The organism is Emticicia sp. (assembly GCF_049241225.1).
In the GTDB taxonomy this organism is placed as follows: Bacteria; Bacteroidota; Bacteroidia; order Cytophagales; family Spirosomataceae; genus Emticicia.
This window is the reverse complement of sequence record NZ_JBMLRC010000440.1, coordinates 1-1,190: the sequence shown is the minus strand read 5'-3', so window position 1 is coordinate 1,190 and position 1,190 is coordinate 1. Positions and strand designations below refer to the sequence as shown.

The window sequence follows — 1,190 nt, the reverse complement described above, 5'->3', positions numbered from 1 at the left end:
ACCCCGTACAAGACAAAGTTGTTTGGAACGAATACCTCGAAACCGTAATCAAACCCCGTGAAGATTGGAAAGATGTTTATCGTGCGTGTAAGGATATTGTGATGTAAAACAGCTAATATCAATGGAATTATCGTCTAATATTTATCAAAATATTCGTCAATTACTGCATGATGCTCGCAAGAAAGTAGCCATTACGGTTAATACCATAATGGTAGAAACTTATTGGGAAATAGGTAAGCAGATTATTGAAGAAGAACAAAATGGAAAAGATAGAGCCGAATATGGTGTGTATCTCATCAAAGACCTTTCTAAGAGACTTACAGATGAGTTTGGTGAAGGGTTTAGCGTGCAAAGCCTAAGAAATTTTCGTTTTTTTTACCTTAGTTTCTCAATTCGCTCCGCACTGCGGAGCGAATTGAGTTGGACTCATTATAAGATGATAATGCGAGTAGAAAATGAGAAAGCAAGGGAATTTTATGTGAAAGAATCCATCGAAAACCATTGGAGTACCCGTACACTCGAAAGGCAAATTGGGTCTTTTTACTACGAACGTTTATTATCCAGTAATGATAAAATACCTGTCATTGAAGAGGCCAAAGAGAATACTATTCCTATCAGCCCTAAAGACATCCTGAAAGACCCATACGTTTTTGAATTTTTGGGGCTTCCAACCAATCATTCACACAAGGAAAAAGATATTGAAAATGGACTAATTCAGCATTTGCAAAAATTTTTGCTTGAACTCGGAAAAGGCTTCGCTTTTGTAGCCCAACAAAAATATATAAGTACAGAATCATCCAAGTTTTATATAGATTTAGTTTTCTACAACTATATGCTTAAATGCTTCGTACTTATTGACCTAAAAATTGGGAAACTGACACATCAAGACATCGGTCAAATGGATATGTATATACGAATGTATGATGACCTGTATAGACAAGCACATGATAGCCCAACGGTAGGATTGATACTTTGTCAAGAAAAAGATGCTACTATAGTAAAATATTCAGTTTTGAATGACAAAGAGCAATTATTTGCCTCACAATATAAACTACAATTTCCAAGTGAAGAGGAGTTGACAGAAGAATTGAATAGAGTCCGAATTTATTTGGAATCACAACAGACAAAAAAATAAAAAAAATGCCCATCACAATTCTCGGAATAAGACACCACGGAGTAGGTTCGGCCAA

General features: G+C 35.6%; 1 protein-coding gene. It reads left to right on the top strand.

From position 1 onward, the window contains the following. Positions 1–121: 121 nt before the first annotated feature. A complete protein-coding gene (locus ACOVO2_RS22980; protein WP_421772216.1) occupies positions 122–1,135 on the top strand; it encodes a PDDEXK nuclease domain-containing protein in 1,014 nt (337 codons plus the stop codon). The last annotated feature ends 55 nt before the right edge of the window (positions 1,136–1,190 follow it).